This window comes from Telluria sp. GW821-FHT07G12 (assembly GCF_059418525.1).
Window position 1 is genome coordinate 56968 of record NZ_JBWKQA010000001.1, and the last position, 26503, is coordinate 83470.

Consider the following 26503-nt stretch of genomic DNA (forward strand, 5'->3'; position numbering starts at 1 on the left):
CTTAGCCGTATCCCTCGCGCGCGGGCCGTCCGGCCCGCGCCTACCCTTGCCGCATTGTTACCGTCGGTGCCCGCCCGTGTAACTTTCTGTTTTTATCGGCAACCAAAAGTTGCGCCAAAGTCACAGAATTTTCTGTCAAACAAGCAATACTTGCCCCTTGATGGTGCGCAACAAGGTATGATTTTGAACGTACCCACCGTGCAGCCCTCACAAGGCACAGTATGACCAACCTAGCCAGCGCGGGGCTTGCCGCGCCCCGCAAGCCTGCCATTCTGATCGTCGACGACGCACCGGACAATCTCGCCCTGCTGCGCACGATGATGCTGCGCCAGGGTTACCAGACCTTCGTCGCCACCTCGGGCAAGCGCGCCCTCGAAATCGCCCAGCGCATCCAGCCCGACCTGGTGCTGCTCGACGTCGTCATGCCCGGCATGGACGGCCTGGAAACCTGCCGCCGCATGAAGGCGCAGCCGGCGACCTCGCGCATTCCCGTGATTTTCATGAGCGCGCGCGGCGAGACCGAGGACATCGTGGCCGGCTTCGACATCGGCGCCGCCGACTACATCCCCAAGCCGCTGCGCATGGAGGAAGTCTGCGCCCGCGTGCGCGCCCAGCTGCGCCTGTCCAGCGGCAGCGACATCCAGAAGGAACAGGCGGACCGCCTGCGCATGATCGTCGACAGCATGGACCAGGGCCTGCTGATCGTCGAGCGCTGCGGCCGCATCCAGTACGCGAACCCGTCCTGCGACCGCTACCTGGGCTATGCCAGCGAGGAGCTGGTGGGCCGCAAGCTCAGCGAGCTGCTGTCCAGCCAGGACGGGCATCCGGACACCTGCAGCTCGATGGAAGCGATCGGCCACGGCACCCGCGAAGTGCTGATCCGCCACCGCGACGGCGGCCTGCGCGCGATGGACCTGACGATGACGCCGATGCACGCGGCCGACGGCCAGTTCGTCGCCCTGCTGCACGACATCACCCACCACAAGCAGTCCGAGGATGCGCTGCAGCGCGCCGCCATGCTGGATCCGCTGACCCGGATCGCCAACCGCCGCCACTTCGACAGCTTCCTGGAAAAGGAATGGCAGCGCGCGATCCGCAACGCCCAGCCGCTGTCGCTGGTGGTGCTCGACGTCGACCACTTCAAGCTGTACAACGACACCCTCGGCCACGCCGCCGGCGACCTCTGCCTGCAGAAGGTGGCCCAGGCCCTGGAAGCGCACGCGCTGCGCCCGACCGACCTGGCGGCGCGCTACGGCGGCGAGGAATTCGTGCTGCTGTTCGGCGAGACCCCGGCCATCGCGGCGACCCGCCTGGCGGAAGCGATCCGCACCGCCGTCGAAGCCCTGCAGCTGCCGAACCCGCGTTCGCCGACCTCGCCGTGGATCACGGTCTCGGTGGGCGTGGCGACCATCGTGCCGACCCAGCTGGACCAGATCGAGCAGCTGTTCGCGTGCGCCGACCGCGCCATGTACGCGGCCAAGGAAGGTGGGCGCAACCGGGTCGAGACCGCAGTCGCTACCGGGGCAGCCTGGGATGCGGTGCGCAACGCGGCGATGATGTGATCAGAGCTGCCGCGGGTAGCCGGTAATCTCCGCAATATCCCGGTACAGCGGCTGCAGCTGCCTGTACATCCGCCGGTACACCTGCCGGTACAGCCGGTCGTAGATCTGGCGGTTCTCCGCCACCGGCTCGAACACCCGCCCTACCCTGGTCATTGCCGCCACCGCCGCATCGAAATCCCGGTGCAGGCCGAGGCCGACGGCGGCGTCGATCGCCGCGCCCAGGCCGGAGGTCTCGTACACGTGCGGGCGCGCGGTCGGCAGGCCGAAGATGTCGGCCGTGAGCTGCATCGCGCAGTCGCTCTGCGAGCCGCCGCCGGACACGCGCAGCTCCGTAATCGCCACCCCGCTTCTCTTCTCGATCCGTTCCTTCCCCTCGCGCAGCGCATAGGCCAGGCCTTCGAGGATGGCGCGGTAGACGTGGGCGCGGGTGTGGACGTCGCCGAAGCCGATGATGCCGCCCTTGGCCTCGCGCCCCGGCATGCGGATGCCGGGCGTCCAGTAGGGCTGCAGCATCAGGCCCATCGAACCGGGCGGCACGGTGCTGGCCATCTGGTCGAACAGCTGCTCCGGCGCGACGTCTTCCAGCAGCGCGCGGGTCTGCTCGTGGTGGCCGAACTGCTCCTTGAACCAGTTGACCATCCAGTAGCCGCGGAAGACCTGCACCTCGTTGCTGTAGGCGCCAGGCAGCGCCGCCGGATAAGGAGGAATGAAGGGCGTGACTTCGGTGTAGCGCGTGCTGGTGGTGTTGATGGTGGCCGTGGTGCCGTAGCTCAGGCAGCCCACGTGCGGCTCGCGGCAGCCGGCGCCGATCACCTCGCAGGCCTTGTCGGCGGCGGCGGCCAGCAGCGGCAGGCCTTGCGGGATGCCGGTATCGAGTGCAGCCTGTGCCGAGATCGTGCCGAGACGCTCGCCGGGATCGACCAGCTCGGGCAGCATGTGCGGCTCGACCGCCAGCGCCTGCCACTTCCAGTCGTGGCGCGCAGCCCAGCGGCGGCGCTTGTAGTCGAAAGGCAGATAGGCCACCTGCGAACCGCTGGAGTCGGCGAAGCGCCCGCACAGCCGCCAGTTCAGGTAGCCGGACAGCAGGAGGAACTTGTCGGTCGCTTTCCAGATGTCCGGCTGGTGCGCCTTGATCCAGTTGATCTCGGCCTCGCCGCGGAAGTAGTCGATGGTGCCGTCGACCCGCGCCAGCTTGAACGCGGTCTGCCACCACCAGGCAATGGGCGGATAGACGTCGGTGCGGCGCTGGTCCAGCCAGGTGATGGCCGGGCGCAGCGGCTGGCCGTCCTCGCCCAGGCTGACCACGGTGCCGCGCTGGGTGGTGACGGCCACGCCCTGCACCGCCGCCTTGTTCACGCCCGGCTGCGTCCATAAACCCCGGCAGGCCTTGCACAGCGAGGCCCAGTAATCCTCGGGGTCGTGCTCGGCCCAGCCGGGCTGGGTCGAATAATAGGCCTCCAGCATGACCTGGGACTTGGCCACGATATTCCCCTGCAGGTCGAACAGCAGCGCGCGTACGCTCTGGGTGCCGTTGTCGATGGCGAGGATGGTGGGTTGCATGCTCATGCGCGGTTCTCCTGCTCCGTCTCCTGCGGCAGGCCATAGTGGGAGCGCCACAAGGCTGCGTAGTCCTGTTCTTCTTGTTCCCAGCGGGCATCAATCCAGCCCAGCTCCGGCTGGCAGATCGCACGGATGCGCGGCATCAGCGCCCTGCCGCCCTCCTTCAGCTGCAAGCCCAGTCGCGTACGGCGCAGCAGCAGGTCCTCGAGACGCTGCACCGCTTCCGCACGCGCGGCCCAGCGCAGCTCGGCCCACGGGGTCTCGGTGCCGGGGACGATCTCGCACTCGCCTTCGGCTGCCGCTTCGAGCAGCGCCCCGGACCATGCGCCATGCCGGCCCTGCAAGCGCCGCAGCAGGCCGGCGGGCAGCTTGCCCTGCGATGCCGCCGGCGGCGGTGCGAACACGCGGCAGGGCCGCAGCTCGTCAAGCCACTCCGGCAGCTGGGTACGCACCTGTTTCAGGGCGTCGAGGGCGATGGCGCGGAAGGTGGTCAGCTTGCCGCCGGCTACCGCCACCAGGCCATCCTCGCTCCAGACGCTGTGCTCGCGTCCTTCGCGCGACGCGTCCGCGTGGCCGCCGGCGATCACCGGGCGCACGCCGGCGTAGGTCGACAGCACGTCGCGCTCATCGATGCCGAGCTGCGGGAACTGCGCCTGCAGGGCCGCCAGCAGGTAATCGACCTCGGCCCGCGTGATGCGTGCATCCTTCTCCATCGGCTGCTCGTGATCGAGGTCGGTGGTGCCGACCAGGGTCGTGCCCTCCCAGGGATAGGCGAACACCGGCCGGCCGTCATGCGGGTGCATCAGGCTCACGGCCTGGGACAGCGGCAGGCGCCAGGCCGGCAGGATCAGGTGGCTGCCGCGCAGCGGACGCAGGCGCGGGCCTTTCCCATGCAGGGCGCCGGACCACACGCCGGTGGCGTCGACCGTCACGCGCGCCTTCACTTCGTGGGTGGCGCCGCTCATTTCGTCGTGCAGCACCGCGCCGGCCACGCGGCCATCGACGCGGATCAGCGAGTGCGCCGCCACATAATTGAGCGCCGCGGCGCCGTGCGCCATCGCCTCGCCCAGCACGCGCAGCACCAGCCGCGCATCGTCGGTCTTGGCGTCCGTGTACACGATGCCGCCCACCAGGCCTTCACGTCCCACGTTGGGCGCCCGCTCCAAGAATTCTTCCGTAGCCAGCCAGTGCCGCTCGCGCCGTCCGGCCAGCAGGTCGTAGATGGCCAGGCCGGCCAGGAAGCTGCGCTTGCCGCGCTGGCCCTCGTAGTGGGCGAAAGCGAAGCCCTGCGGCTCGACCAGGCCGGGCGCGTCGCGCAGCAGGCTTTCGCGCTCGCGCACCGACTCGCGCGTCAGGTGCAGATGGCCGTCCTTCAGGTAGCGCAGGCCGCCGTGCACCAGCTTCGAGGAGCGGCTCGATGTGCCCCAGGCGAAATCGCGGCGTTCGACCAGCAAGGCCTTCAGTCCGCGCCGCGCCGCTTCCAGCAGGATGCCGGCGCCGGTGATGCCGCCGCCGATCACCAGCAGGTCCCATTCTTTCTCCATCAGCCCGGGCAGCGCGGCGCGCCCGTCGCGTCTCCAGAGCGCATTCATGGTGTGACCAGTTTGCCGGGGTTCATGCAGCCATCCGGGTCGAACTGGCGGAACAGCGCGCGCAGCGCTTCCATGCCGAGCCGGCCCTTCTCTTCGTGCAGCCAGGGCGCGTGGTCGGTGCCGACTCCATGCTGATGGCTGATGGTGCCGCCGCTGGCGACGATGGCTTCCGACACCGCCGTCTTGATGCGGCGCCAGCGCGCCAGGTCGGCATCGAAGTTCCCGGCGAGGCGCCAGATGAAGGTCGTGTAGACGCTGGCGCCCTGCGCATACAGGTGCGACAGGTGGGTGTAGGCGTGCACCCGCTCGCCCTCCGCAGCCAGTGCTGCTGCCGCCGCACCCTCCACCGCGCGCATCGCCGGGCTCACGCGCGGCCAGTCGACGGCCGTCTCGACGGTGTCGATCGCATAGCCGCGCTCCCAGGCGGCGTTGCGCAGGTAGACGTTGCGGAAGCGGTTCTTCTTCCAGCGCTCGCCCAGGCCCCCGCCCGCGTGCACGCCCTTGTGGCGCCGCGCGATTTTCAGGGCCGCAGCCAGGGCCGCTCTTGCCTGTCCCTTGGCGCCGCTGGCGCCGACCAGCAGCATGCACTTGCCCTCGCCCGCACCGCGCAGGCGCAGCAGGGTCTCGAGCAACGCTACCTGTCTCCCATGGCCGGCCAACGTCAGCATGGTCGCCGTCTCGACCGGATTCGACAGGCGCAGCATCGACAGCCCCAGGCGCGCCTGCACGATGGCGCGCACGGCCGATTCGGCGCACTCCCAGTCCGGCAGGAACACAGCGTGGAAGGCTTCGAATTCCGGCAAGGGACTGATCCGCACCGTCGCTTCCGTGAGTATGCCCATCCTGCCTTCGGAACCCAGCACCAGCTCGCGCAGGTCGGGGCCGGCGGCGGATGCCGGGAAGGTCGGGATCTCGAGCAGGCCCTGCGGCGTCTCCATGCGCCCGCCCGCGAACAGCTGCTCTATGCGGCCATAGCGCAGCGACTGCTGGCCCGAGGAGCGCGTCACCACCCAGCCGCCCAGGGTCGAGTACTCGAAGGATTGCGGGAAGTGGCCGAGGGTATAGCCGTGGGCGCGCAGCTGGGCTTCGAGGTCCGGCCCGGCGACGCCGGCGCCGAAGGTGGCCAGCAGCGATTCGCGGTCCAGGCTTGTGAGTGCGCGCAGGCGGCTCATGTCGACCGACAGCGTGGGCCGGCCGCGCGCCGCATCCAGGTGTCCGCAGACGCTGGTGCCGCCGCCGTAGGGCACGATGGCCGCGCCGGCATCGGCGGCGTAGCGGATCAGCGTGCGTACCTCGTCCGCGCTTTCCGGGAAGGCCACGCCGTCCGGCGCCACGTCGATGCGGCCGTAGCGCAGGCGCAGCCAGTCCTGCAGGCTCTGGCCCAGCGCGTGATTGAGGCGCACGGCGGGCGCCGTGTCCACCAGCGGATGCGGCGGCAGCTTCGACGGCGCCAGCTGCGCGCACACCGCCTCGAATGTCGCATCCTGCGGCCCCGTGCCCGGCCCCAGCTTCTCTACCAGGAAGCGCTGCACTCCCTCGCCGATCGGCAACTCGATCGCATCGTCTCCCCAGCCGTTCCATCGCCTCATGCCGCTCTCACCTTATTAGCCGTTGCATTTATTTATACTTTGCAAGAATATAAGGCCATCGCTTTCCCACGTATTGCGGATTCATGCCAAGCGCTTGTTCGAACATGCCACCGACGATGGTGCCCATCCTTGCCCGGGTCACCGGCTCCTACCTGCAGCCCCTGCTGGAGACAGCGGCGGCGCATGGCGTCGATGCGCGCACGCTGGCGCAGGCAGCCGGGCTGGCGATACCCCTCGATCCGCTGCCGGAGTCGCTGGCGGCGCGCGACTACATCGCCCTGCTGGCGGCGGGCGCGGATCTGAGCGGCGATGCGCATTTCGGCCTGCACGTGGGCGAACGGGTGCGGCTCGGCACCTACAGCGTGTATGGCCTGATCCTGCTGGCCTGCACCGACTTCGCCCAGGTCATCGAACAGACGCAGCGCTACGAACAGCTGGCCCACGATCTGGGACGCTCGCAGCTCGAGGTCGACTTCGAAACGAATATGGCGCGCTACACCTGGACCAGCCACTTCCCGGACGCCACCCGGCACCTGGCCGAAAGCGTGTTCGCCGGTATCCGGACGCTCAGTTCCTGGCTCGCCGGCCAGCCGCTGACGCCCTTGCGCCTGGCGTTCACGCACGAGAGCAAGGCCGATCCGGCCGAGTACGAACGGGTGCTGGGCATCGCGCCCGAGTTCGGGGCCGGCGCCTACCTGATCTGCTTCGACGCCGCCCTGCTGGCGATGCCGGTACCGAATGCCGATACCGGCATGTACCCGGTGCTGCAGCAGCACGCCGAGCGCCTGCTGAGGGAGCGCCGGGGTGAAGATGAGCGTGAGCGCGGGCGTCACGGCATCGTCGCCCAGGTGCGCGCCGCCGTGACCCGCAACCTGGCGAACGACCGCGTGCGCCTGGCGACCATTGCCGCCGAGCTGGAACTGTCGCCGCGGACCTTGCAGCGCAAGCTGGCGGAAAGCGGCGCCAGCTTCCAGCAGGTGCTCGACGACGCGCGCCATGCGCTGGCCCAGGACTACCTGCGCCAGCGCGGCCTGTCGCTGGCCGACATCGCCTTCCTGCTCGGCTACCAGGAGCAGAGCGCGTTCACGCATGCTTTCCGCGAATGGTCGGGCGTGAATCCGGGGGCCTGGCGCGAGCGGGCGCTAGCCGGGCAGGTTTAAAGCATCCTGACCCGGCGCAGGTCGTCCACCGCCGGCACGATCGCAAGGAGACACAGCATGCCGGCCAGCGGCAGGGTCGCCAGGTAGCCCGCATGCTTGAAGCCCAGCGCCCCGGACAGCGCGCCGACGAAGAACCCGAGCAGCAGCGACACCAGCAGGCGCAGGCGCGCGCGGTTGGCGGCCACCTTCGGCTGCGCGGTGTCGCGGTTCCAGTACAGCATGCGGCCCAGTTCGATGCCGATGTCGGTGACGATGCCGGTCATGTGGGTGGTGCGGATCTCGGCCTGCGAGAGCTTGGTGATCAGCGCGTTCTGCAGGCCCATCATGAAGCACAGCAGCATCACGGTGAGCGGCAGGAACAGCGCGTCGACCCCGGCCAGGCGCGCGCCCAGCACGCCGAAGGCCAGCAGCAGTACGGCTTCGAGCAGCAGCGGCAGCGCATATTCGCTGGCCAGGCCGCGGCGGCGCCCGTAGTTGACGGTCAGCGCGGTGCAGGCCGCCCCGGCCAGGAAGGACAGGACGGCGCCGAGCGCATCCAGCGCGAGGTCCCAGGCGCCCAGCACCAGATTGTCGGCCGCCGACGAAATCGCCCCGGTCAGATGCGAGGTGTACTGGTGCACGGCGAGGAAGCCGCCGGCATTGGTGGCGCCGGCGACGAAGGCCAGCGCCACGCCGAGATGGCGGTTGGCGCGCGGGCTGCGCGCAGGGCCGAGCAGGCTGCGGGCGTAGTGGATCGGCACGACTGATCTCCGTATCACTGAGGAGCAAATTCCTCCAGTTAATATTACTGCATTCCAAGCCACAGCAGCATCGGGCCGGCCTCGCTATAATTGATCTTCTTGCATAGCCTCTCCGACCTGGTAAAGCCGTGAACCCACATCTCGAAAGACTGCATCCCTACCCCTTTGAAAAGCTGCGCCAGCTGTTCGCCGGCGTCACGCCGAATCCCGAGTACGCCCATATCAGCCTCGGCATCGGCGAACCCAAGCACCCGACCCCGGCCTTCATCCAGAAAGCCCTGACGCAGAGCATGACCGGGCTGGCGAACTATCCGAGCACGCATGGCGGCGAGCCGCTGCGCGCGGCGATTGCCGGCTGGCTGGAACGCCGCTACGGGGTGCCGCAGCTGGATCCGAACACCATGGTGCTGCCTGTGAACGGCTCGCGCGAGGCGCTGTTCGCGATCGCCCAGTGCGTGATCGATCCGCGCTCGGCATCTAATGGGGGCGCGCTCGTGATGTGCCCGAACCCGTTCTACCAGATCTACGAAGGCGCGGCCTACCTGGCCGGCGCCGAGCCCTACTTCGTGAACTCGGTCCCGGCGCGCAACTTTGCCCCGGACTATGCCAGCGTGCCCGACGACGTGTGGGCGCGGGTGCAGCTGCTCTACCTCTGCTCGCCCGGCAACCCGACCGGCGCCGTGCTGACCCTGGACGACTGGCGCGAACTGTTCGAGCTGGCCGACCGGCACGGCTTCGTGATCGCCGCCGACGAGTGCTATTCCGAGATCTATTTCAGCGCCACCCCGCCGCTGGGCGCGCTGGAAGCGGCGCACCAGCTGGGCCGCAGCGCCGGCCTGCGTCCCTACGCCAACCTGATCGTGTTCTCGAGCCTGTCCAAGCGCTCGAACGTGCCGGGTATGCGCTCGGGCTTCGTCGCCGGCGATCCGGACGTGCTGAAGAAATTCCTGCTCTACCGCACCTACAGCGGCGGCGCCATGTCGCCGCCGGTACAGGCGGCATCCTGCGTGGCCTGGAACGACGAAAGCCACGTGCAGGAGAACCGCAACCTGTACAAGGAAAAGTTCAACCTCATCACGCCGCTGCTCAAGGGCGTGATGGACGTCGAGCTTCCCGACGCCGGCTTCTACCTGTGGGCCGACGTGCGCGCCAGCGGCCTGTCGGACACGGAGTTCGCACGCGGCCTGTACGCCGAATATAATGTGACGGTTTTGCCCGGCTCCTACCTGGCGCGCGACGCGCACGGCAGCAATCCGGGACGCAACCGCATCCGCATGGCGCTCGTCGCCGAAGTGGACGAAGGACTGGAAGCGGCCAACCGCATCGTCCAGTTCTGCAAAGATCTGAAGTCCTCCTGAAATCGACTCGTAACTTAAAACATCATGACCCAACAACTCCAGACCATCATCGACACCGCGTGGGAACAGCGCGCCGACATCAGCCCGAACAGCGCCAGCGCCGAAGTGCGGGACGCCGTCGCCCACGTCATCAAAGGCCTCGACGACGGCAGCCTGCGCGTCGCCCAGAAAGACAGCGGCAGCTGGGTCGTGAACCAGTGGATCAAGAAGGCCGTCCTGCTGTCGTTCCGCCTCGAGAACAACGTGCCCGTCGAAGGCGGCGGCATGCAGTTCTACGACAAGGTGCCGACCAAGTTCGCCAACTACACGCCGGAAGATTTCGCCAAGGGCGGCTTCCGCGTGGTGCCGCCGGCCGTGGCCCGCCGCGGTTCCTTCATCGGCAAGAACGTCGTCCTGATGCCGTCCTACGTGAACATCGGCGCCTACGTCGACGAAGGCACCATGGTCGACACCTGGGCCACCGTCGGCTCCTGCGCCCAGATCGGCAAGAACGTCCACCTGTCCGGCGGCGTCGGCATCGGCGGCGTGCTGGAACCGATGCAGGCCAACCCGACCATCATCGAAGACAACTGCTTCATCGGCGCCCGTTCGGAAATCGTCGAAGGCGTGATCGTCGAAGAGAACTCGGTGATCTCGATGGGCGTGTACATCGGCCAGTCGACCAAGATCTACAACCGCGAAACCGGTGAAGTCACCTACGGCCGCGTGCCTTCGGGCTCGGTGGTGGTGTCGGGTTCGCTGCCGTCCGCCGACGGCAAGTACAGCCTGTACTGCGCCGTGATCGTCAAGCGCGTGGATGCGCAGACGCGTTCGAAGACCGGTATCAACGAGCTGCTGCGCGGCGTTTGATCGAACGGTTGCACGCAATGTGATGTAGGGTGGGCACCCCGTGCCCACGTCAGCAACGAAAAAGGTGGGCACGGGGTGCCCACCCTACGCCTTCTTTCCCACCTCAGGTAGAATCCCCAAAACGGGAAAATTACCGCAAAGCAAGGGAGAGAGAACCATGATGATGGAACGCCTGTTCCAGTTGATGAAGGAAAAAAACGCGTCGGACATGTTCTTCGCGGTTAATTCCCCCGTCCACATCAAGATCAACGGGAATCTCATCCCGATCAACCAGAACAAACTCGAGCCGGAAAACATCCAGGTGCTGCTGTCCGAGATCGCCTCGGAAGAGCAGATGGCCGAGCTGGAACGCACCAACGAGCTGAACATGGGCATTTCCGTGCCCAACCTGGGACGCTTCCGTTTGTCGGCCTTCCGCCAGCGCGGCTCGATCTCGGCCGTGTTCCGCTTCGTGCCGGCCAGCATCCCGCCGCTGGACGAACTGGGACTGCCGCCCGTGCTGTCCGAGCTGATCATGGAAAAGCGCGGCCTGCTGCTGATCGTCGGCGCCACCGGTTCCGGCAAGTCGACCACCATCGCCTCGATGCTGGACCACCGCAACGAACAGCGCCCCGGCCACATCCTGACGCTGGAAGACCCGATCGAGTACCTGTTCAAGAACAAGAAGTCCATCGTCAACCAGCGCGAGATCGGCAGCGACGCCACCAGCTTCGACGTCGCCCTGCGCAACTCGATGCGCCAGGCGCCGGATTGCATCCTGATCGGCGAGATCCGCGACAAGGACACTATGGCCGCCGCCCTGGCCTACGCCCAGTCCGGCCACCTGGTGCTGGCGACCCTGCACGCCAACAACAGCTACAACGCGCTGAACCGCATCATCAGCTTCTACCCGATCGAGAACCGCCCCGCCCTGCTGCAGGATTTGTCGTCAGCGGTGAAGGCCATCGTCTCGCAGCGCCTGGTGCGCTCGAAGTCCGCCGGCAAGCGCCAGGCCGCGGTCGAGATCATGGTCAACACCCGCTACGTGGCCGACCTGATCGAGAAAGGAGATATCGGCCAGATCAAGGAAGCGATGGACAAGAGCCTGTCGCCGGGCTCGCAGACCTTCGAAAAGGCCCTGCTGGAGCTGTTCCAGGCCGACCTGATCACCCAGGAAGAAGCGCTGGCGAACGCGGATTCGGCCACCAACCTGCTGTGGCTCATCAACAATGGGCCGGACAGCCAGGCGGCGAAGACGGATGGCACGAGCGCAGGGTCGGACGCCAAGCAGGCGGAAGAGCCGGCAGGACCGTCGTTTACCGAGTTCACGCTGGACAACTGAGCGCGTGCGGATTTGTGACGCCGGGTCACAAATCCCCGTTCAGATGCGGTTCATCCTGAGTTCGCATTGCCTGAGCCGGTGTCCGTTGGCCATCATCGCGCCCTTGCCCTGATAGCTCGTCGCGCCGGCAGGGAAAGCGCCGCTGATGTCCAGCCGCCACGCCCGCGTCTGCTCTCCGACCCGGTGTCCCGTTCCATGCAGTTCGAGCCTGTCGTCCACCACCTGGCCGGACAGGGTTTCGACCACGTCGGCCGTCCTGCGATTCAGATTGACCGTCGTTCCCTGCACTTCCACCGTGAATCGCGCTTCGTAGGCTTCCGCACGCGGGCCGCTGTCGGTACGGGCGTCGCAGGCCATGACACCATTCCAGTTGCCGGAACCAGCTGCAGCGGCGGCCGCGACCTGGGCGGCCGGCTTGACCGCGGCGCCGGCGTCCCCGCCAGGTAGCCGGACAGGCGCTTGCAATGCCAGCACCTCACGGCCGAAGCTCGTCGCGCATGCCTGCGCATACGCGGCTAGCGTCGCTTTCAGGCGTGCGGCGCCGTTGGCCAGCATCTGATCGTAGGTAGGGGCGTTGGCGTCCGACTCGGGAACCTGCTTGCAGGGCGCTTCGGCGACGACACTGCGGGCATCGACATCGATCAAACGCGCGGTGGCGACGTACTGAACCCGGTAGTGGGTCCAGTTGGTCGGAAAGTAGATGAAACTCCAGTTCTGGGTCTGCACGTCGAGCACGAAACGTGCCTTGCCTTTCGCTAGCTCGGCGATACGGGCCGCATCGCTGGTGTCGACCTTCAGAGGCTGCCCGACGATCTGCATACCCTGGCTGGACTGCATGGCGCCCGCCAGGGCGGCCGATATCGCGTCGGCGGGGTCGGCTACCTTGTTCTCCGCAATGATCTTGTTCCCTTCCGAGACAGCCGCCACCGCCCCGATGACACCGAAGCTCACGTTGGCCGTCGAGGTTGCCGAAAAGGCGGGCATTTCCCTCACGGTGTAGATGATGCTCTGGTTGCGAACGCTGCCCATGGCTTGGGTGTCCATGGTTTTTGTTACGGTCGACACACATCCTGTAAGCAACATTGAAGCGACAACAGGGCCAATCCACTTTTTCATCGCGGTCTCCGAAAGCGGCATGCATATGCCAGGGTAAGCGAATTAGCTTACACAAATGACAATATATTGTCTATCGGAAAACCATACAGCGTAGAGACTGCGCTACCGCCGGCACACCGGCGGCCCGCTCGCCTGCCCATCCAGCCCCGTCACCACGACTTCGGTCGCGCCCGCCTCGTGTTCGAACGCCAGCTGCACCGGCCCGTTCCGCGCCACGAACACGTCTTCGTCGACGGGAACGATCTCGATGCGCCCGGTCGCGGGCATCTCCGCGTAGTAGCGGCTGACCTCGCGGCTGACGCGCAGCAGCTCGCCGTTCGAGAGGTCGTAAGCGCCGGTCAGCCCACTCGCCAGTAAGGGATCGACGAAATACCGGTGGCGGCACGCCTGCCCACCCGCATCCGCGCCCGACGCCAGCGGAGCAAGCACGGCCAGTGCGACACCACACGCGGCAAGCGTAAGGGTGCTCATCCTGGACATAAAGCCTCCATGTCAGCATCTGCCATCGTAAGACCGCCTGCTCAGCGGATGGTTCGCCAGTTCGGCGACAGGCTGGAGCGGCCCTTGCTAAACTATCTTCTGGGGGTAGCGGCCTGTGCTATCCTTCGCGGCTTTCCTTAGAGCTAAACCATGAAGAAAATTCTCTACGGTATTCCGAACTGCGACACCGTCAAGAAAGCACGCACCTGGCTGGCCGAGCACGGCCAGGACGTCGAGTTCCACGATTTCAAGAAACAGGGTCTGTCCCGCGAGACCGCCGCCGCCTGGCTCGAGCAGCTCGACTGGGAAGTCCTGGTCAACCGCAAGGGCACGACCTGGCGCAAGCTGCTAGAGGAGCGCCGCGCGCAGGTCATCGACAAGGCCAGTGCGCTGGAGCTGATGCTGGAAAATACCTCCGTCATCAAGCGCCCGGTGCTCGAAGGCGCCGGCCCGCTGAAGGTCGGTTTCTCGACCGACGAATACGAGCGTAGCTTCGGAGACTGGCCTGCATGAAGACCTCGCGCACCCTGCAGCTGACCGAGGAGCTGATCGCCCTCGATTCGGTCACCCCGCAGGACAAGGGCTGCCAGCAGAAGCTGAAGGAGCTCTTGTCTCCGCTCGGCTTCCAGTGCGAGACCATCGAATCGAACGGCGTGACCAACCTGTGGGCGCGCCGCGGCACTGAGTCGCCGGTGTTCGTGTTTGCCGGCCACACCGACGTGGTGCCGGCCGGCCCGCTCGACCAGTGGCATTCGCAGCCCTTCGCCCCGACCCGGCGTGACGGCAAGCTGTACGGGCGCGGCGCCTCCGACATGAAGACCTCGATCGCGGCGATGGTCGTCGCCGTCGAGGAGTTCGTCGAGGCGCACCCGGGCCATGCCGGCTCGATCGCCTTCCTGATCACCAGCGACGAGGAAGGCCCGGCCGTGGACGGCACCGTGGTCGTCTGCGAGCTGCTGGAAGAACGCGGCGAGACCCTGGATTACTGCCTGGTCGGCGAGCCGACCTCCAGCCACGTGCTGGGCGACATGATCAAGAACGGCCGCCGCGGCTCGCTGTCGGGCTGCCTGACCGTCAAAGGGGTGCAGGGCCACATCGCCTATCCGCACCTGGCGCGCAATCCCATTCACCAGGCGGCGCCGGCCCTGGCCGAACTGGCTGCTGAAAAATGGGACGACGGGAACGAGTACTTCCCGCCGACCAGCTGGCAGATCTCGAACATCCATGCCGGCACTGGCGCCAACAACGTCATTCCCGGCGCGATGAAGGTCGACTTCAACTTCCGCTTCTCGACCGCCAGCACGGCCGACGGCCTGGAGGCGCGCGTGCACGCCATCCTCGACCGGCACGGCCTGGACTATGATTTCACATGGACCCTGTCCGGCGAACCCTTCCTGACGCCGAAGGGCACGCTGTCCGATGCCATTTGCGGCGCCATCAGGCAGGAGCTGGGCGTGGTCACCGAACTATCGACCACCGGCGGGACTTCGGACGGGCGCTTCATCGCCCGCATCTGCCCCCAGGTGATAGAATTCGGGCCACCGAACGCCAGCATCCACAAGATCGACGAGCACATCGAACTGCGCTACGTCGATCCGCTCAAGAACATCTACCGCCGCACGCTCGAAGCCTTGCTGGCGCCCTCGCCGTCCGCGGCGTAATCGACATCGACTAACGAGACCATCGCCATGGCCACCAATACTCCCCATTTCTGCACGCCGCGCGACCTGCTGCGCTACGCCGTCACCCGCTTCAACACCGCCAAGCTGTTCTTCGGCCACGGCAGCGCCGAGGCCTTCGACGAAGCCGCCTACCTGATCCTGCACACCTTGAAACTCCCGCTGGACAAGCTCGAGCCCTTCCTCGACGCGCGGCTGCTGCAGGAAGAAGTGCTGCAGGTGCTGGCCGTGATCGAGCGCCGCGTCAGCGAGCGCGTGCCGGCCGCCTACATCACCAACGAAGCCTGGCTGGGCAGCTACAACTTCTACGTCGACGAGCGCGTGCTGGTGCCGCGTTCCTTCATCGCCGAGCTGATCCCGAGCATGTTCAGCCCCTGGGTGTCGGATCCGGATGGTGTCGAGAACGTGCTCGAACTGTGCACCGGCTCCGGCTGCCTGGCGATCATGCTGGCCGACGCCTTCCAGAACGCGACGGTCGACGCGGTCGACATCTCGAAGGACGCGCTGGCGGTTGCCGAGCGCAACATCCGCGACTACAAGCTGGACGGCCGCGTGAACCCGATCGAGTCGGACCTTTACGAGAACGTGCCGTTCAAGAAGTACGACCTGATCGTCACCAACCCGCCCTACGTGAACAGCGATTCGATGGGCAAGCTGCCGCCTGAATACATGCGCGAGCCGCAGATCGCCCTGGCCGGCGGCGAGGACGGCATGGACCTGGTGCGCAAGATCGTCGACGGCGCCGCCGAGCGCCTGACGCCGGAAGGCGTGCTGGTGGTCGAGATCGGCAACGAGCGCGACTACGCGGAAGCGGCTTTCGGCCACCTGGGCCTGACCTGGCTGACCACCAGCATCGGCGACGATGCGGTGTTCCTCCTGACCGCGGAGCAGCTGGCGAAGTAACATGATCCGATTTACTAATGTCAGTCTCATGCGCGGCACCAAGCCGCTGCTGGAAGACGCCGATCTCACCCTCAACCCCGGCGACAAGATCGGCCTGATCGGCGCGAACGGCGCCGGCAAATCCAGCCTGTTCGCGATGCTGCGGAACGAATTGCACCCGGACCAGGGCGCGATCGATTTCCCGCAGCGCTGGCGCATGGCCTACGTGGCCCAGGAGACGCCGGCGCTGGACCGTCCGGCCATCGAGTACGCGATCGACGGCGACGCCAACCTGCGCACCCTGCAGGCCGAGCTGGAAGCCCTGGAGGCGGCCGAGCACACCCACGACAACGGCATCGCGATCGGCCACCTGCACTCGGCCCTGGCCGATGCGGACGCCTACACGGTGCAATCGCGCGCCGAGCAGCTGCTGCTGGGCCTGGGCTTCTCGCTGGAGCAGATGCAGCAGCCGGTGGCCAGCTTCTCGGGCGGCTGGCGCATGCGCCTGAACCTGGCGCAGGCCCTGATGTGCCCTTCCGACCTGCTGCTGCTGGACGAGCCGACCAACCACCTCGACCTGGACGCGATCATCTGGCTGGAAGACTGGCTGAAGCGCTACCAGGGCACGCTGATCATCATCTCCCACGACCGCGACTTCCTCGACGAGATCGTCAACGTGGTCGTGCACATCGACGAGCGCAAGCTGAAGCGCTACTCGGGCAACTACTCGGCCTTCGAACGACAGCGCGCCGCCCACATGGTGCTGGCCGCCGCCGCCTTCGAGAAGCAGCAGCGCACCCGCGCCCACCTGCAGTCCTTCGTCGACCGCTTCAAGGCCAAGGCCACCAAGGCGCGCCAGGCCCAGAGCCGCATGAAGGCGCTGGCCAAGATGGAAGAACTGGCCCCGCTGCGCGCCGCCGCCGAATTCTCCTTTGAATTCCGCGACCCGGTCTCGGCGCCGAATCCGCTGCTGGTGATGGAAGACGTCGATGCCGGCTACCCGCTCCTCGACGCCCACGGCGACAAGGTCGGCGGCAAGACCATCGTCCACCGCGTGAACTTCTCGCTGCAGACGGGCCAGCGCATCGGCCTGCTGGGCGTGAACGGCGCCGGCAAATCCACGCTGATCAAGACCATCGCCAACGAACTGGCGCCGCTCGCCGGCAAGGCCACGCTCGGCAAGGGCCTGGTGATCGGCTACTTCGCCCAGCACCAGGTCGAGATGCTGCGCCATGACGAATCGCCGCTGTGGCACCTGCAGAAGATCGCGCCGACCGTGCGCGAGCAGGAGCTGCGCAACTTCCTGGGCGGCTTCAACTTCCCGGGCGATATGGTGACCAGCCCGATCCGGCCCTTCTCCGGCGGCGAAAAGGCGCGCCTGGCGCTGGCCCTGATCGTGTGGCAGCGGCCGAACCTGCTGCTGCTGGACGAACCGACCAACCACCTGGACCTGGAAACGCGCGAAGCTCTGACCCTGGCGCTGGCGCAGTTCGAGGGCACGCTGGTGGTGGTCTCGCACGATCGCCACCTGCTGCGCGCCACCACCGAGGAATTCATCATCGTCGCCGACGGCCGCCTGCAGCCCTTCGACGGCGACCTGGACGACTACAAGGACTGGCTGTTCAAGACCAAGCTGGCCAAGAACAACGAAGCCACGCCCCTGCCGGCGAAGGACGACAAGCCGGCCGCCGCCTCTGCGCCGCTGCAGGTGGTCGACCGCAAGGAGCAGAAGCGCCTCGAAGCCGAGGAGCGCCAGCGTGTGGCTGCCCTCAAGAAGCCGATCGAAAACCGCATCAAGCGCCTGGAAGAGCAGATGGCCAAGCTGAACGCCAGGAAGAGCGACATCGACGCCCGTCTGCTGGAGCCGGCGATCTACGAAGCGGACAAGAAGGAAGAGCTGAAGACGCTGGTGGCGGACCAGGCTTTCGTGGTGCGGGACCTGGGAACGCTGGAAGAGGAATGGCTGGAGTTGCAGGAGCAGCTGGAAGCCCTGGCTGCCTGATTGCGGGCGCCGTTCCCGCGCGCGCGGGAACGGCGTTTCAGTACTTCAGGCCACGTGCCGCGAAGCGGCCGGCCTTTTCACCGACATCAGCTTCTCGATGTCCACCAGGATCAGGCGCCTTGCCCCGGTCTGCCCCAGTCCCAGCAGGTATTCCGGCCGCTCGCCATCGGCGCCCGCAGCCGGCAGCGGCGCCACCTGCTCGGGCCGCAGCGTCACCACGCCGGTCACGCCATCCACCACCATCCCCATCACGCAACTCGACAGCTTGAGGATGATCACGTCGGTCATCGGATCGGGCGCGTCCGGACTCGTGCCGCAGGCCACGCGCATGTCGACCAGCGGGATAATCACGCCGCGCGACACGGCGACGCCGCCGATGATCTCACCGCTTGCCGCAAAACGCTCGAGTGCCTTGAGCACGCGCAACTCCTGCACCTTCGCGAAGTCGATACCGTATTCGAGGCCGCCAAGCGTGAAGCTCAGGAACTGGATCGGATGGAGGCCGGAAGAAGTCGTAGTGTCATGCATGGCGCGTCCTTTATTCAAGAATGTCATGCTAAGGCCGTCACCCGTTTTCACAATTGAGTGCAGTCAATCTTTCCCATAGGCAGTAGCAAGCTTGCTTACACTGGCCGCCCCGGTACAATGGCCGGCCATGTGCGCAAGCGAATTGAAGAGGAACCGATCATGTACCAGTGGCTGCGACGCCTGATTTCCGGCCCTGCCGCGCCCGCGCGCCCGGCGCCGTCCACGCAAATGCCGGCCGCGGTGCAGGTTCCCGAAGCGGCCGCGGCGCCGGCTCCTGTCCCGGCGCCCCCTCCCGCCGCCGTGCCGGCGCTTGATGCGCGCCCGGTCCGCCCGCCGGTGCCTTTCGAGCTGCTCGACCTGGTCGGCACCGCCTGGAACGCCTGGCTGTTCGAGCGCAGCGACGAAGGCGGCCTGGAACTCAATGCCTTCGAAACCCAGGTGCTGGAGACGCTGGCCGCGATCCTGTCCTCGCAGCAGTCGGGCGCCGCGCTGGTGCGCCGCATGCCGGGGCTGATCCCGCAGCTGCTGCAAAGCCTGCGCAGCGAGAGCTTTTCGGGCAGCGCCCTGTCGCGCACCATCTCGTCCGACGTGGTGCTGGTGGCGGCGGTGATCCGCCTTGCCAACAGCTGCTACCAGACGACCGGCGCCTCCGTCACCAGCGTCGAGCAGGCCGTCATCCTGATCGGCCAGGAAGGCCTGCGCCAGCTGATCACGACGGTCGCCTTCCGCCCCATCATCGACGTCAACTCCGGCTTCTACGTGCGGCGCCTGGCGCCCATCCTGTGGGAGCACTCGGAACGCTGCGCCATCGCCGCGCGCAAGATGGCGCCGGCGCTCGGCATCGAGCCCTTCGACGCCTTCCTGGCGGCCCTGCTGCAGAACGTCGGCCTGACGGTGGCGCTGCGCACCATGGACCAGATTACCAAGGGCGAGCCGCAGCTCGGCTCGGGCATGTTCTGGGCCCAGCTTGCGCGCGACACCCGCCGCCTGAGCGTCAGCATCGCGCGCGAATGGAACTTCCCGGAGAGCGTGGTGCGGGCGCTGGACGAACAGGGCGGGATGCGCAAGGGGGCGCAGATGTCGGCGCTGGGGCGCTTGCTGATGCTGGTGGATTACCTGGGCAAGCTGCGGGCGCTGGTCGAACAGGGCGTGCTGGAGGATGGGGATGGCAAGCTGTTGACCGGCTTGCCGGACGATGCGGCGGCGTGCTACGAGCTGCTGGCGTCTAAATAACCGTCATCCCCGCGAAAGCGGGGATCCATACTGAGGCACCGGATTTGGAAAAGCCGCGTATCGGCGGCAAAACAGACTTCGGCAGCTCGGCATGGATTCCCGCTTTCGCGGGAAGTCAGGCTGGGCAATGCCCGGCCTGACGGTTCATAAGTTACGGCTTGACGGAAGCATCCGTCTTCGCCAACTCCCGGTTTTGCTCATCCAGCCAGGCCTTCAGCGGCGCAAAATAATCCAGCATCGCCGTCGCATCCATCTTGTCCTCGCCGGTGACGGCTTTCAGCGCTTCCGGCCACGGCTTCGACTTGCCCATCGCCAGCATCTGCTGGAACCTGGCGCCGGCGGCCTTGTTGCCGTAGACCGAGCAGCGGTTCAGCGGGCCGCTGTAGCCGGCTTCGCGGCACAGCGCGCGGTGGAACTGGAACTGCAGCACGTGGGCCAGGAAGTAGCGTGCATACGGGGTGTCGCTGGCGACGTGGAACTTGGCGCCGGCGTCGAAACCGCCGTCGGCGATCGGGGCCGGGCGGCCCACGCCCTGGTACTGCTCCTTCAGCGCCCACCAGGCCTTGTCATAATCCGCCGGCTTGACCTGGCCGGCATACACCTGCCAGCGCCACTTGTCGACCATGTAGCCGAAGGGCAGGAAGGCGACCTTCTGCAGCGCCGTGTACAGCAGCGGACCGATGTCCTGCGACGGATCCGGCTCGGTCTTCATCAGGCCCATCTGCTTCAGGTAGGCCGGGGTGATCGACAAGGCCACGGTGTCGCCGATGGCTTCGTGGAAGCCGTCGTTGGCGCCGTTCTTGAACATCGGCGACTGGCCGCTGTAGGCCAGGTCGTAGTACAGGTGGCCCAGCTCGTGGTGGATGACGCGGAAGTCCTCGGCGGTGGGGGTGATGCACATCTTGATGCGCACGTCGTCCTTGCCGTCCAGGTCCCAGGCCGAGGCGTGGCACACCACCTCACGGTCGCGCGGCTTGGTCAGCAGCGAGCGCTCCCAGAAGGTGTCGGGCAGCTTGCGCATGCCGAGCGAGGTGTAGAAGCCCTCGGCATAGCGGGTCATCGCCTTGGCGTCGGTCTTGCGCTCTTCCAGCAGCGCGGTCAGGTCTTCGCCGCCGTCCTTGGTGGCGGGTTTCAGTAGCGGGTACAGGTTGTCCCAGCTCTGCGCCCACATGTTCCCCAGCAGGTGGGCCGGGATCGGGCCGGTCGCCGGCACGATCGATGCGCCATAGGCCTGGCGCAGCTTGTAGCGGGTGTAGGTGTGCAGCGAGTCGTACAGCGGCTTGACCTGCTGCCACAGGCGTTCCATCTCGGCGGAGAAGGCTTCCGGACTCATGTCGTAGCCCGAGCGCCACAGCGCGCCGGTGTCGGCATAGCCCATCGCGCGGGCGCCCTTGTTGGACAGCTCGACGTATTTGGCGTAGTCGTCCTTGTAGGCCGGCGACTGCGCGTGCCAGCCCAGCCAGACTTCCTTCAGGCGGTTCGGGTCGCGGCTGGTGGCCAGTACCTTTTCCAGTTCGCCGAGCGGCATGCATTCCGTTTTATTCGGCGGGCAGTACTTGGCCGAGCCGTAGGCGCCGGTCATGTGAGCCGCCAGGCGCGCGTAGGCGCCGCGGTCCTTCGCGTCCGGCAGCATCAGGGTCTGCTGCAGCAGCATCAGCTTGCGGGCGCTGGCTTCCGGCAGCTTCAGGTCCTTGTAGCGGCGCGCCTTGAGGGCGGTCTCGCCGCTCAGGGTCAGGTAGCCTTCGTTGGCGGCGGCCGTCATCGACTGGGTGTCGAACGTGATGAAGTTCTCGGCCACCCACTCGGCGCGCTGGGCGTCCAGGCCGAGCTGCTCGAGCTTTTCTTCGGCGTCGGCGATGAAGCGTTCGGCTTCGGCGACGGTCGGTTTGCCTTGCACTTTTGCCGGCGTCGCCTTGGCGGCAGTTGCTGCGCCTGCGGCTGCCGGCAGCGCCACGAAAGCCCCGGCCACCAGCGTCGCGACCAGGCTGCGGCGGCAATTCGGATACATCATGTTCATTGCGTCCCCTCTCTCTTGGTATTGTCGTCAGGCCGTCGCGGCCTGCTCGCTGCTCCATGCAAAGCTGCCCTGGCTGCCGGAGAACAGCAGCTCGCCGTTCTGCGGCCCGCGCAGGCGCGCCTTGATCTCGCGGGGTCCAATGATATACGGAGTCCCGGCCGCCGGGCTGAATCCGAGCACGCGGACCAGGGTGTCGCCCTGCAGCTGGTGCAGCGTGACCGCCGACACGCAGGCGGCGTCGACGCGCTGGCGCTCGAGGTCGGCCAGCACCTTGCGGCCCTCTTCCTGGTCGGCTTCCAGCTGTTTGATCTTGCCCGATACCTCGCCGATTGCCTTCAGCGCCGGCGCCACCTCCTGCGCCATGCGCTGGAACTGGCGCGCCTGCTCGGGCGTGAGGCTGATCTCGTTCTTGCGCAGGCGCGAAGCCAGCATCAGGTAGCGGCGCACCTCCTCCTGCGAGGTCAGGGTCTCCATCTGCGCTTTCTGGCGCGCGGCCAGCTGGCCGAACTGCGCCAGGCGCGCGCCGATCGCGGCGATGATCTCCTCCACCTGCGGGCCTTCCGGGCGCAGCACGTAGACCAGCATCTCGCCCTGCTTGCGCGGCATCGCGAATTCGATCGCCACGCGGCGTCCCGCAATCGCGCTGCCCTCTGCATAGCCGATGTTCACCTCGTCGCCGATCACCTCGCAGTTGACCGCATGGGCGATCGTGATGCGGGTGCCGGACACCACGCAGTTCTCGGCGCGGTCCAGCACGATGGCGCCATCGTCGGCGTGCAGGATGGCGCCGGAGGCCACGCCGAACACGCGGATGTCGCCGCGCTTGTTGTGGGCGCTGCCGCCCACCAGGTTGGCGTGCAGCAGGATCTTGCCGCCACGCGAGCTCAGGACCCCGAACACGTCCCCGTGCACGGTGATGCTCTCGCCCTCGATGACGCGCTTTTCCTGGACCTCGCCGAATTCCTCGTAGTCGCCGGTCAGATGCAGGTTGCCGGTGGTCTTGGCGCTGACGCCGTCGCGGCTGACGATCTTGTCGCCCACCGAGATCCTGCTGGTCGCGGCGTCCACGTTCAGGAAACCGGCCTGCTGCGAGACCAGGAATTCACCGTCCTTGCCCTTCTCGACCTTGGTGCCGGGACCGGCGTATTCGCCCAGATCGAGGTCGCTGCCCGGCTTGGCCGGCAGCGGCGTGCCGGCCATTTCGAAGCCTTGCGTGCCGGCGGTGAGCGGGATTTTCTGCAGCAGGCGGACGCCGGGCTGGATCTGCGGGAAGCGGTTCTGGAAGCTGTTCAGGTCGAGGCGGCCGTTGGCCAGCTCGCGCGGCGCGTCGTTGCGGTGGATGTCGTCGGAGACTTCGACGATGCGGGCATCCTGCCCCTGCACCGGCTCGAGGCGGCGGGCGACGGTCACGCGGTCGGCCTTGTTCGATGCGATCGCGGCGCGCACCGCATCGAGCTCGATCCCGAAGCGGATGCCCTTGACCCACATGTCGGCCACGAATTCGTCGAGATCGAGCTTGGCCGGCAGGCCGGGGCCGTCCGGGTCGGCGGCGTCCTTCATCCAGACCGGCTCGAAATAGTATTCGGCGTAGCCCTTGCCGATCTTTACCGCGCGGTACAGCTCGCGGCGGGCCGGGTCGAAGGGAAGGATGTCGGCGGCGATCCGGACCCGGGTCTCGCCGTCCGTAGCCTTGGCCAGAGCCGGGCCGTGGTCGAACAGGGCCTTGAGGAGGACGGGATAATCGATGCCGGCGAGGTAGTGGCCGCCGCGGAAGATGCTGTCGATGGCGGCGACCAGGGTGGTGCCGAGCACGGCGGGGTCGGCGTACACGCCGTCATGGCGCTTGGCGATGCAGTGTTCGGGGCCTGCGGATGCAAAGCGGGCCCCCTGTGCTTGCGCCGGCGGAGCGGCGGCAAAATCCGTAGACACGTGGAACTCCCAGTCCAATTGATGCCCGGCGAGGTTTAGGCCAGACACAGACTGGGTAGCGTATCACGTTGCCGAGACTAAATAAACATCTGGCAACTAGATTGCAACAAGGAAATAAAGTGTGTTCAGCGGCGCGGCGGATACAGGTCCATGCCCGCTTCGTTGATCTGGCGGCGCAGGTCGCGGCGCTCGTCCGGCGTCATGCGGCCGCTGCCGCTGTTGCGGCGCGCCTCGCGCTGTTCCTGCTGCTGTTGCTGCAACTGCTGCTGTTGCTGCTGAATGCGGCGCTGTTCTTCGTAGGCGCGGACGTCGTAGCGCGGATCGCGCTCCGGCGAGAGGTAGCGTCCGCCACGCTCGCCGCCGCGTTCGCCGCGATCGGACTGCATGGAGGGATTGTCGCGGCGCTCGTACTGGCGGTCGCCGTACTGCTGTGCAAACGCGGCGCCCGCTGCGCCGAACACCAAAGCGCACGCCAGCGCACTGCGAAGCGCGCAGCGGGCGATTCGCCCTGCCTTCGTTCCTGCGTAGTGGTTGGTGACGCTGTTCATGGTGTGCCTCTTCCGCGATGCCAAGTAAGGAGATAAGCTAAGCTGTGATTCAGTTTCGACGTGAGGCCAGTGTATGTGGATTCCACTGCAGGTATAAGGCTAATTGGGTAAAGTTTGTAACACAATGTAATGCCTCAGCAATAACTCCTGTCCGCGACCGCATATGAAGTTACCATAGCGACATTAATCTGACAAATCCTGACAGACTCATGAATGCAACGAGCTCGAATAACGGAGGCCAGAACAACGGCCATTCCGCGAAAATCATGGTGGTCGACGACGACGTGCGCCTGCGCGATCTGCTGCGCCGTTATCTGACCGAACAGGGCTTCCAGGTGGTGACGGCGGAGAGCGCGCCGGCCATGAACAAGCTGTGGCTGCGCGAGCGCTACGACCTGCTGGTGCTCGACCTCATGCTGCCGGGCGAAGACGGCCTGTCGATCTGCCGCCGCCTGCGCGGCGCCGGCGACCAGACCCCGATCATCATGCTGACCGCGAAAGGCGAGGACGTCGACCGCATCGTCGGCCTCGAGATGGGCGCCGACGACTACCTGCCTAAGCCCTTCAACCCGCGCGAGCTGGTGGCCCGCATCAACGCGGTCCTGCGCCGCAAGGGCCCGGACGAGATCCCCGGCGCACCGTCCGAGACCCCGCAGACCTTCGAGTTCGGCGACTTCGTGCTCGACCTCGGCACCCGCACACTCAAGAAGAACGGCGAGACGGTGCCCCTCACCACCGGCGAGTTCTCGGTGCTGAAGGTGTTCGCCCGCCATGCGCGCCAGCCGCTGTCGCGCGAGAAGCTGATGGAACTGGCGCGCGGCCGCGAGTACGAAGTGTTCGACCGCTCGCTGGACGTGCAGATCTCGCGCCTGCGCAAGCTGATCGAGCCGGATCCTTCCAGCCCGCTGTACATCCAGACCGTGTGGGGCCTGGGCTACGTGTTCATTCCCGAAGGGCAGCCGCGCTAAGTGTTTCCGTCGATGTCAGAAGCACCGCGTACGCGCCTGCTCGGCCGCCTGAAAAGCGGCCTGTTCTGGCGCACCTTCCTGCTGCTGTCCTTCCTGACCGCCCTGTCGATCGGCTCCTGGATCGGCATGATCAATGTGTTCCAGCGCGGGAAGCAGGCCGAGCAGACCGCGGAGCTGCTGGTGTCCGTGGTCACCCTCACCCGGGCCGCCCTGACCCACTCGGCGCCCGACCTGCGCACCGAGCTGCTGATCGAGCTGGTGTCGAACGAAGGCATCCGCATCATCACGCTGGAGCCCGAGGACAAGGTCGAGCCGCCGCCCTCCAATTCCCTGATGCCGGAAATCGCGGCCCGCGTGCGCGCCAAGCTCGGCCAGGACACGCGCTTCTCGCGCCGCGTGAACGACATGCCGGGCTTCTGGATGAGTTTCGACATCGACGGCGACAAGTACTGGCTGATGCTCGAACGCGACCGCCTGGCCGGCCTCACCGGCGTGCAGTGGCTGGGCTGGGCCGCGGTGGTGGGCGCGCTGTCGCTGCTGGGCGCGGCCCTGATCTCCGGCCTGGTGAACCTGCCGCTGGCGCGCCTGACCGCAGCCGCGCGCTCGATCGCCCAGGGCAAGCGCCCCGCTCCGCTGCCCGAAAAGGGCTCGCAGGAGATCATCGAGGCCAACCGCAGCTTCAACCAGATGGTCGACGACCTGCAGCAGCTCGAGAAGGACCGCGCCGTGATCCTGGCCGGCATCTCGCACGACCTGCGCACGCCGCTGGCGCGCATGCAGCTGGAGGTCGAGATGGCCAACCTGTCGCAGGAGGCGCGCGAGGGAATCCAGTCCGACATCGCGCAGATGGACGCCATTATCGGCCAGTTCCTCGACTTCGCGCGCCCGACCGAGGCCGCCACCTTCGTGCCGGTCAACCTGTCCGGACTGCTGGAAGACTGCGCCCACGCGGCCGGCCGCCTGCCGGACGTGCGCACCACGAGCGCCATCGAGCCGGACATCCACGTGCCGGCCAACGCCACCGACCTGCGGCGGGTCTTCAACAACGTGATCGAAAATGCGCGCCGCTACGGCAAGACACCCGGCGCGGACGTGACCGAGATCGACATCACCTGCCAGGTCAAGATGACGGGCCACGGCCGCCGCGCGGTGGTCGAGATCGGCGACCACGGTGTCGGCGTGCCCGACGACCAGATCCAGCTGCTGCTGCGTCCCTTCACCCGCCTCGACACCGCGCGCGGCCAGGCCAACGGCGCCGGCCTGGGGCTGGCGATCGTCGAACGCGTCACCACCCGCCACAACGCCGAGCTGCAGGTGCGCAACCGCGACGGCGGCGGGCTGGTGCTCCAGTTCTCCTTCCCTCTGGCCGCCTGAGAAGGCGCCAAAGCTC

22 protein-coding genes are annotated in these 26503 nt (G+C 66.8%); 12 read left to right on the forward strand and 10 right to left on the reverse strand.

Annotation, left to right across the window (positions count from 1 at the left end; all coding sequences use genetic code 11):
- Nucleotides 1–221 precede the first annotated feature (221 nt).
- Nucleotides 222–1562, forward strand: coding sequence for a diguanylate cyclase (locus AC07PE_RS00330; RefSeq protein ID WP_498760664.1), 1341 nt, complete (start codon nt 222–224; stop codon nt 1560–1562).
- Here the strand turns inward: AC07PE_RS00330 and AC07PE_RS00335 are convergent, their stop codons facing one another.
- The 3 genes from AC07PE_RS00335 to AC07PE_RS00345 are packed head-to-tail and all read right to left on the reverse strand — an operon-like array spanning nt 1563 to nt 6303.
- A complete protein-coding gene (locus AC07PE_RS00335) occupies nt 1563–3128 on the reverse strand; it encodes an FGGY-family carbohydrate kinase (RefSeq protein WP_498760665.1) in 1566 nt (521 codons plus the stop codon).
- The gene (locus AC07PE_RS00340) at nt 3125–4714 is read right to left on the reverse strand and encodes a glycerol-3-phosphate dehydrogenase/oxidase (protein ID WP_498760666.1); all 1590 of its coding nucleotides are present in this window, start codon (nt 4712–4714) and stop codon (nt 3125–3127) included. Before AC07PE_RS00340 ends, AC07PE_RS00335 begins: the two co-directional genes overlap by 4 nt.
- Complete coding sequence (locus AC07PE_RS00345) at nt 4711–6303, reverse strand: FAD-binding oxidoreductase (RefSeq protein WP_498760667.1); 1593 nt, start codon at nt 6301–6303, stop codon at nt 4711–4713. Before AC07PE_RS00345 ends, AC07PE_RS00340 begins: the two co-directional genes overlap by 4 nt.
- A 104-nt stretch (nt 6304–6407) precedes the next feature.
- On the opposite strand from AC07PE_RS00345, the gene AC07PE_RS00350 reads away from it, so the two are divergent.
- Nucleotides 6408–7463 carry an AraC family transcriptional regulator gene (locus AC07PE_RS00350; RefSeq protein ID WP_498760668.1) on the forward strand — a complete coding sequence of 352 codons (1056 nt, stop codon included), beginning with the start codon at nt 6408–6410 and terminating at the stop codon, nt 7461–7463.
- Here AC07PE_RS00350 and AC07PE_RS00355 read toward each other — a convergent pair.
- Complete coding sequence (locus AC07PE_RS00355) at nt 7460–8203, reverse strand: YoaK family protein (protein WP_498760669.1); 744 nt, start codon at nt 8201–8203, stop codon at nt 7460–7462. The two genes, AC07PE_RS00350 and AC07PE_RS00355, sit on opposite strands and share 4 nt — an antisense overlap.
- A 128-nt stretch (nt 8204–8331) precedes the next feature.
- Here AC07PE_RS00355 and dapC point away from each other — a divergent pair, with 128 nt between their 5' ends.
- The 3 genes from dapC (at nt 8332) to AC07PE_RS00370 (ending at nt 11731) form a co-directional block, all read left to right on the forward strand.
- The gene (gene dapC / locus AC07PE_RS00360) at nt 8332–9561 is read left to right on the forward strand and encodes a succinyldiaminopimelate transaminase (protein WP_498760670.1); all 1230 of its coding nucleotides are present in this window, start codon (nt 8332–8334) and stop codon (nt 9559–9561) included.
- Between the two features lie 24 nt (nt 9562–9585).
- Nucleotides 9586–10410 carry a 2,3,4,5-tetrahydropyridine-2,6-dicarboxylate N-succinyltransferase gene (gene dapD, locus AC07PE_RS00365; RefSeq protein ID WP_498760671.1) on the forward strand — a complete coding sequence of 275 codons (825 nt, stop codon included), beginning with the start codon at nt 9586–9588 and terminating at the stop codon, nt 10408–10410.
- A gap of 157 nt (nt 10411–10567) precedes the next feature.
- The gene (locus AC07PE_RS00370) at nt 10568–11731 is read left to right on the forward strand and encodes a PilT/PilU family type 4a pilus ATPase (protein WP_498760672.1); all 1164 of its coding nucleotides are present in this window, start codon (nt 10568–10570) and stop codon (nt 11729–11731) included.
- A gap of 39 nt (nt 11732–11770) precedes the next feature.
- Here the strand turns inward: AC07PE_RS00370 and AC07PE_RS00375 are convergent, their stop codons facing one another.
- Nucleotides 11771–12775, reverse strand: a complete 1005-nt coding sequence (locus AC07PE_RS00375; protein ID WP_498760673.1) for a hypothetical protein — start codon at nt 12773–12775, stop codon at nt 11771–11773.
- A gap of 174 nt (nt 12776–12949) precedes the next feature.
- Nucleotides 12950–13327, reverse strand: a complete 378-nt coding sequence (locus tag AC07PE_RS00380; RefSeq protein ID WP_498760674.1) for a hypothetical protein — start codon at nt 13325–13327, stop codon at nt 12950–12952.
- Between the two features lie 150 nt (nt 13328–13477).
- Here AC07PE_RS00380 and AC07PE_RS00385 point away from each other — a divergent pair, with 150 nt between their 5' ends.
- From AC07PE_RS00385 to AC07PE_RS00400, 4 genes are read left to right on the forward strand one after another with little or no spacing between them, the layout of a single operon-like run.
- Entirely contained in the window at nt 13478–13840 is a 363-nt protein-coding gene (locus AC07PE_RS00385; protein ID WP_498760675.1) for an ArsC family reductase, read from the forward strand.
- The gene (gene dapE, locus AC07PE_RS00390; RefSeq protein WP_498760676.1) at nt 13837–14988 is read left to right on the forward strand and encodes a succinyl-diaminopimelate desuccinylase; all 1152 of its coding nucleotides are present in this window, start codon (nt 13837–13839) and stop codon (nt 14986–14988) included. The genes AC07PE_RS00385 and dapE overlap by 4 nt, the downstream gene beginning before the upstream one ends.
- A 27-nt stretch (nt 14989–15015) precedes the next feature.
- Nucleotides 15016–15909, forward strand: a complete 894-nt coding sequence (gene prmB / locus AC07PE_RS00395; RefSeq protein WP_498760677.1) for a 50S ribosomal protein L3 N(5)-glutamine methyltransferase — start codon at nt 15016–15018, stop codon at nt 15907–15909.
- A 1-nt stretch (nt 15910) separates the two neighbouring features.
- Nucleotides 15911–17890, forward strand: a complete 1980-nt coding sequence (locus AC07PE_RS00400; RefSeq protein WP_498760678.1) for an ATP-binding cassette domain-containing protein — start codon at nt 15911–15913, stop codon at nt 17888–17890.
- Nucleotides 17891–17935: 45 nt separating this feature from the next.
- On the opposite strand, the gene AC07PE_RS00405 is transcribed toward AC07PE_RS00400, so the two are convergent.
- The gene (locus AC07PE_RS00405) at nt 17936–18418 is read right to left on the reverse strand and encodes a chemotaxis protein CheW (RefSeq protein ID WP_498760679.1); all 483 of its coding nucleotides are present in this window, start codon (nt 18416–18418) and stop codon (nt 17936–17938) included.
- Between the two features lie 159 nt (nt 18419–18577).
- Between AC07PE_RS00405 and AC07PE_RS00410 the strand changes: the two genes are divergently transcribed.
- The gene (locus AC07PE_RS00410) at nt 18578–19651 is read left to right on the forward strand and encodes an HDOD domain-containing protein (RefSeq protein WP_498760680.1); all 1074 of its coding nucleotides are present in this window, start codon (nt 18578–18580) and stop codon (nt 19649–19651) included.
- A 151-nt stretch (nt 19652–19802) separates the two neighbouring features.
- Here AC07PE_RS00410 and AC07PE_RS00415 read toward each other — a convergent pair whose 3' ends face one another.
- From AC07PE_RS00415 to AC07PE_RS00425, 3 genes are all read right to left on the reverse strand, one after another.
- Entirely contained in the window at nt 19803–21668 is a 1866-nt protein-coding gene (locus AC07PE_RS00415) for a M2 family metallopeptidase (protein ID WP_498760681.1), read from the reverse strand.
- 27 nt (nt 21669–21695) lie between these two features.
- Nucleotides 21696–23597: a flagellar assembly protein A gene (locus tag AC07PE_RS00420; RefSeq protein ID WP_498760682.1), complete on the reverse strand. Its 1902-nt coding sequence runs from the start codon at nt 23595–23597 to the stop codon at nt 21696–21698.
- Between the two features lie 125 nt (nt 23598–23722).
- Nucleotides 23723–24145 (reverse strand): hypothetical protein, encoded by a 423-nt coding sequence (locus AC07PE_RS00425; protein WP_498760683.1) that lies wholly within the window; start codon nt 24143–24145, stop codon nt 23723–23725.
- Nucleotides 24146–24354: 209 nt separating this feature from the next.
- On the opposite strand from AC07PE_RS00425, the gene ompR reads away from it, so the two are divergent.
- Together ompR and AC07PE_RS00435 are read left to right on the forward strand one after the other, a co-directional pair.
- Complete coding sequence (ompR, locus tag AC07PE_RS00430; RefSeq protein ID WP_258847468.1) at nt 24355–25113, forward strand: osmolarity response regulator transcription factor OmpR; 759 nt, start codon at nt 24355–24357, stop codon at nt 25111–25113.
- Nucleotides 25114–25125: 12 nt separating this feature from the next.
- Complete coding sequence (locus AC07PE_RS00435) at nt 25126–26487, forward strand: sensor histidine kinase family protein (protein WP_498760684.1); 1362 nt, start codon at nt 25126–25128, stop codon at nt 26485–26487.
- Nucleotides 26488–26503 lie beyond the last annotated feature (16 nt).

What these genes read in the sequence shown, in the direction of transcription:
- AC07PE_RS00435 (WP_498760684.1), top strand. Translation starts at nt 25,126, where the DNA reads ATGTCAGAAGCACCGCGTACGCGCCTGCTCGGCCGCCTGAAAAGCGGC.
- AC07PE_RS00350 (WP_498760668.1), top strand. Translation starts at nt 6,408, where the DNA reads ATGCCACCGACGATGGTGCCCATCCTTGCCCGGGTCACCGGCTCCTAC.
- AC07PE_RS00330 (WP_498760664.1), top strand. Translation starts at nt 222, where the DNA reads ATGACCAACCTAGCCAGCGCGGGGCTTGCCGCGCCCCGCAAGCCTGCC.
- AC07PE_RS00405 (WP_498760679.1), bottom strand. Translation starts at nt 18,418, where the DNA reads ATGCATGACACTACGACTTCTTCCGGCCTCCATCCGATCCAGTTCCTG.
- AC07PE_RS00385 (WP_498760675.1), top strand. Translation starts at nt 13,478, where the DNA reads ATGAAGAAAATTCTCTACGGTATTCCGAACTGCGACACCGTCAAGAAA.
- AC07PE_RS00345 (WP_498760667.1), bottom strand. Translation starts at nt 6,303, where the DNA reads ATGAGGCGATGGAACGGCTGGGGAGACGATGCGATCGAGTTGCCGATC.
- AC07PE_RS00380 (WP_498760674.1), bottom strand. Translation starts at nt 13,327, where the DNA reads ATGTCCAGGATGAGCACCCTTACGCTTGCCGCGTGTGGTGTCGCACTG.
- prmB (WP_498760677.1), top strand. Translation starts at nt 15,016, where the DNA reads ATGGCCACCAATACTCCCCATTTCTGCACGCCGCGCGACCTGCTGCGC.
- AC07PE_RS00425 (WP_498760683.1), bottom strand. Translation starts at nt 24,145, where the DNA reads ATGAACAGCGTCACCAACCACTACGCAGGAACGAAGGCAGGGCGAATC.
- AC07PE_RS00335 (WP_498760665.1), bottom strand. Translation starts at nt 3,128, where the DNA reads ATGAGCATGCAACCCACCATCCTCGCCATCGACAACGGCACCCAGAGC.
- dapE (WP_498760676.1), top strand. Translation starts at nt 13,837, where the DNA reads ATGAAGACCTCGCGCACCCTGCAGCTGACCGAGGAGCTGATCGCCCTC.
- ompR (WP_258847468.1), top strand. Translation starts at nt 24,355, where the DNA reads ATGAATGCAACGAGCTCGAATAACGGAGGCCAGAACAACGGCCATTCC.
- AC07PE_RS00375 (WP_498760673.1), bottom strand. Translation starts at nt 12,775, where the DNA reads ATGGACACCCAAGCCATGGGCAGCGTTCGCAACCAGAGCATCATCTAC.
- AC07PE_RS00370 (WP_498760672.1), top strand. Translation starts at nt 10,568, where the DNA reads ATGATGATGGAACGCCTGTTCCAGTTGATGAAGGAAAAAAACGCGTCG.
- AC07PE_RS00415 (WP_498760681.1), bottom strand. Translation starts at nt 21,668, where the DNA reads ATGAACATGATGTATCCGAATTGCCGCCGCAGCCTGGTCGCGACGCTG.
- AC07PE_RS00410 (WP_498760680.1), top strand. Translation starts at nt 18,578, where the DNA reads ATGTACCAGTGGCTGCGACGCCTGATTTCCGGCCCTGCCGCGCCCGCG.
- AC07PE_RS00340 (WP_498760666.1), bottom strand. Translation starts at nt 4,714, where the DNA reads ATGAATGCGCTCTGGAGACGCGACGGGCGCGCCGCGCTGCCCGGGCTG.
- AC07PE_RS00400 (WP_498760678.1), top strand. Translation starts at nt 15,911, where the DNA reads ATGATCCGATTTACTAATGTCAGTCTCATGCGCGGCACCAAGCCGCTG.
- dapD (WP_498760671.1), top strand. Translation starts at nt 9,586, where the DNA reads ATGACCCAACAACTCCAGACCATCATCGACACCGCGTGGGAACAGCGC.